The 4,670-nt window shown below is 52.5% G+C and carries 2 protein-coding genes; both read left to right on the forward strand.

What is annotated here, in order from left to right:
* On the forward strand, positions 1-4,029 hold a 4,029-nt coding region (gene gltB, locus AC128V_RS06585), incomplete at its 5' end, for a glutamate synthase large subunit (protein WP_482763879.1).
* Positions 4,022-4,670: FAD-dependent oxidoreductase (locus AC128V_RS06590; RefSeq protein ID WP_482763880.1), on the forward strand; the 649-nt coding region annotated here is incomplete at its 3' end. The genes gltB and AC128V_RS06590, both read left to right, overlap by 8 nt.

Below are 4,670 nucleotides of genomic sequence, written 5' to 3' on the forward strand. Positions count from 1 at the left end.
AAGCGCAGTGAAATTGAGATTGGGCTCTACCACCCATCGTTGTCCGCAAAGACAATCGTCTACAAGGGTATGGTCACCACCTTGCAGCTGGAACCGTTCTTTCCAGACCTTAGCGACCGAACAATGGTTTCTTCGCTGGCGTTGGTTCATTCGAGATTCTCAACCAACACCTTTCCTTCCTGGCCACTAGCTCACCCGTACCGAATGATTGCTCACAATGGAGAAATCAACACAGTTCGAGGAAATCGCAACTGGATGAGAGCTCGAGAGGCTCAGCTAAAATCAGAGCTACTTGGGGACATCGAATCTTTGAAGCCAATCATTACTAAGGGTGCCAGTGACAGCGCCTCATTTGACGAGGTGCTTGAGCTTTTGTACCTCGCGGGTAGATCCTTGCCTCACGCCATGATGATGATGATTCCTGAAGCCTGGGAAAAGCACACTGACATCGAACCAGCCAGAAAGAGCTTCTACGAATATCATTCGATGCTGATGGAAGCATGGGATGGTCCAGCCGCAGTTATCTTCACAGACGGTTCTTTGGTGGGCGCAACCCTTGATAGAAATGGTCTTCGCCCGGGTAGGTATATCATCACTGAGGATGGCTTGGTGGTTCTTGCATCGGAGATTGGCGTTGCAGACATTGAACCATCAAAGATTGTTCGCAAGGGAAGACTGCAGCCGGGGAAGATGTTCCTGGTCGACACAGTGGCCGGACGCATCATCGAAGATGATGAAATCAAAGCCGAAATTGCTGCGTCGGAGCCCTGGGATAAGTGGCTCGGGGACAACCGAATCCACCTGCGTGATTTGCCGGAGCGCGAGCACATCGCTCACACTTCTTCTTCTGTTAATAGACGCCAGCGCACCTTCGGATACACCGAGGAAGAGCTCAAGATATTACTTAAGCCAATGGCGCTGGCCGGGGCTGAACCACTTGGTTCAATGGGCTCGGATACTCCAATTGCTGCAATCAGCGACCGACCAAGACTGCTATTTGACTACTTCGTGCAACAGTTTGCTCAGGTCACGAACCCTCCGCTGGACGCAATTCGTGAAGAGGTAGTGACTTCCCTGTCGACCGGTATCGGTCCAGAGCGAAACTTACTATCGGCTGGACCCTCACATGCACATCAGGTGATCCTCGATTTCCCAGCCCTAAGCAACGACGAGCTTGCAAAAATCAAGCACATTGACGAGATCCCTGGAAGCGGCGAGGCGTTTGTCGTTCAGGGTCTTTACCGTGTGGCCGATGGTGCCGATGCGCTAGAACAAAGACTTTCTAAGATCAACTCGGAAGTCGACGAGGCAATTTCTAACGGTGTCACCTATTTGATTCTTTCTGATCGCAACTCGAACCGTGACATGGCTCCGATTCCATCACTACTTCTTACCTCGTCAGTTCATCACCACCTGATTCGCACTGGTCGTCGCACCATGGTGGGACTGGTAGTTGAAGCTGGAGACGTTCGTGAAGTGCACCATGTTGCTGCTCTCGTAGGCTACGGAGCGGCTGCGGTCAACCCGTACCTCGCGCTTGAGTCTGTTGAGTTGATGGTTCGAGAAGGAGCCATCCAGGGAATATCCTTCGAGGACGCTTCTAGCAATCTAATCAAGTCACTGGGTAAAGGGGTATTGAAGATCATGTCCAAGATGGGCATCTCGACCGTCTCTTCCTACAGTGGTGCGCAGTGTTTTGAGGCAATCGGCTTGAACGCCGATGTTGTAGAGAAGTACTTCACGGGAACAATCTCTCAGCTTGGTGGAATTGGTATTGACGTTCTGCATCAGGAAATTGCTGCGCGGCACGCAAGCGCCTATCCGGTAGAGCGAGCCGTCAACATCCACCGCAATCTTGACATCGGTGGGGAGTACCAATGGCGACGTGAAGGACCGCCCCACCTATTTAACCCAGAGACTGTGTTCAAGCTGCAGCATTCAACTAGAGCCAAGAGATACGACATCTTCAAGCAATACACCAACGCCGTCGATGACCAGGCTGAGCGACTGATGACTCTCCGAGGACTATTCAAGTTCAAGGAAGGTGTGCGCCCGGCTGTTCCAATCGATGAGGTTGAGCCAGTTTCCGAGATAGTGAAGCGGTTTGCAACCGGCGCCATGAGCTACGGCTCGATCTCCCAAGAGGCCCACGAGACTTTGGCAATTGCCATGAACCGACTTGGAGCCAAGTCCAACAGTGGTGAGGGCGGCGAAGACCTTGAACGTCTTTTAGATCCAGAACGGCGCTCAGCCATTAAACAGGTTGCTTCCGGGCGCTTTGGTGTGACCAGCATGTACCTATCCAGTGCAGATGACATTCAGATCAAAATGGCGCAGGGTGCTAAGCCTGGTGAAGGTGGACAGCTTGCGGCCAACAAGATCTACCCGTGGATTGCAAAAGTTAGATACTCAACCCCGGGTGTTGGTCTAATCTCGCCACCACCACATCACGACATCTATTCGATTGAAGACCTGAAGCAACTTATCTTTGACCTAAAGCGTGCAAACTCCGCGGCACGCGTACACGTCAAGCTGGTAAGCCAGGTCGGTATCGGAACTGTTGCTGCTGGAGTTGCCAAGGCGAAAGCCGACGTGATCCTAGTTTCTGGACACGATGGTGGAACTGGAGCATCACCGTTGAATTCACTAAAGCACGCAGGAACACCCTGGGAGCTTGGACTTGCTGAAACTCAGCAGACCCTTATGCTAAATGGCCTTCGTGATCGCGTTTCGGTTCAGGTTGACGGTCAGATGAAAACAGGTAAGGACGTTGTTGTTGCGGCGCTCCTGGGTGCCGAGGAGTACGGCTTTGCTACCGCTCCATTGGTCGTCTCTGGATGCATTTTGATGCGAGTTTGCCACTTGGACACCTGTCCGGTTGGGGTTGCATCACAGAACCCAGTTCTTCGAAGCCGCTTTAGCGGCAAGCCCGAGTTCGTCATCAACTTCTTTGAATTCCTGGCTCAGGAGGTGCGAGAGATTCTTGCTAGCCTCGGATTCCGCTCGATGGACGAGGCGATTGGCCAAACTGATTTGCTTGATGTCAACAAGGCAATTCACCATTGGAAAGCGGACGGTTTAGATCTGACTCCAATTCTTCAGGGTTCAGGACTGGGAGCTAACGCTCCTAAGAGAAGGTTTACGACTCAGAATCACGAGCTAGATAAGCACTTCGATCACAAGATCATTGCTTTGTCGGAGCGGGCCCTTGAAGATGCTCAAGTAGTTGAGGTCGATCTTCCGATTAGAAACACCGAGCAGGCTGTTGGCACAATGTTGGGCCATGAAATAACCAAGCGCTTCGGAGTTGAGGGTCTCGCGGATTCAACTATCAGAGTCACACTTCGTGGTTCTGCTGGTCAGTCTTTTGGGGCTTTCATTCCTAGAGGCCTGAAGCTAATGCTGATTGGAGACTCGAATGACTACGTCGGTAAGGGTCTAAGCGGAGGGACCATTGTTGTGCGCCCCGATGAGTCATCAAGTTTTCCAGCTGAAGAGAACATCATCGCTGGAAACGTTATTGGTTATGGTGCAACCGGCGGTTCGATGTTCCTGTCCGGAATAGTGGGGGAGCGCTTCCTAGTTCGAAACTCAGGCGCTACAGCTGTCGTCGAAGGCGTGGGGGACCACGCTCTTGAATACATGACAGGCGGGCGCGCTGTAATTCTTGGACGCACGGGTCGAAACCTAGGCGCTGGAATGAGCGGTGGCTACGCATTCGTCTATAAGCTCTCGAAGCAGAAAGTCAATCCGGAAGCGCTAAAGATTGATGATTTGAGGCTGCTAGCTCTCGACGAGACTCTTGCAGCTGAACTCAAGGCTCTACTTCTGGCTCACGTCGAGCAAACTGGATCATTGCTAGCAAAGCGCCTACTTGAAGACTTTGAAGCTGAGAAGTCAAACTTTACGGTTGTTATGCCCACCGACTTTGCGAGCGTGAGTCAGATTCGCGAAGCTGCCCAGTCTCAAGGCATCGACCCAGACGGTGACGCCGTATGGCAAGAGATCCTGGAGGCGACAATTGGCTGATCCAAGAGGCTTTCTAACCACAACAGAGCGCGAAACGGCCAAGCGCAGGCCCGTTCCAGTCCGAATCATGGACTGGAAGGAAGTCTATGAGCGAAGAAACTCTGATGTTGTCGAAAAGCAGGCCGGTCGCTGCATGAACTGCGGCGTGCCATTTTGTCATCAGGGCTGCCCGCTTGGAAACCTAATCCCGGAATGGAACGATGCGGTTCACCGCAAAGACGGCAAGGCTGCGATTGAACGACTGCACGCCACCAATAATTTTCCAGAGTTCACCGGAAGACTCTGCCCGGCTCCTTGCGAATCTAGCTGTGTTCTGGCAATCAACCAGCCGGCTGTGACAATCAAGGAAATCGAAGTGTCGATAATCGACGACGCGTTTGACAACGGTTGGGTTCAAGCCCACGCACCAGAGCGACTCACAGGTAAGACAGTTGCTGTGGTTGGATCAGGACCCGCTGGACTAGCGGCCGCCCAGCAACTAGCTCGAGCCGGCCACACAGTTGCAGTCTTCGAGAAGGACGATCGAGTCGGTGGCTTACTTCGATACGGAATACCTGACTTCAAGATGGAAAAGCACCACATTGATCGAAGACTGGCGCAGCTTGAGGCCGAAGGTGTCAGGTTTCGCGTTGGTGTTGAAA

The organism is Aquiluna sp. (genome assembly GCF_965064355.1).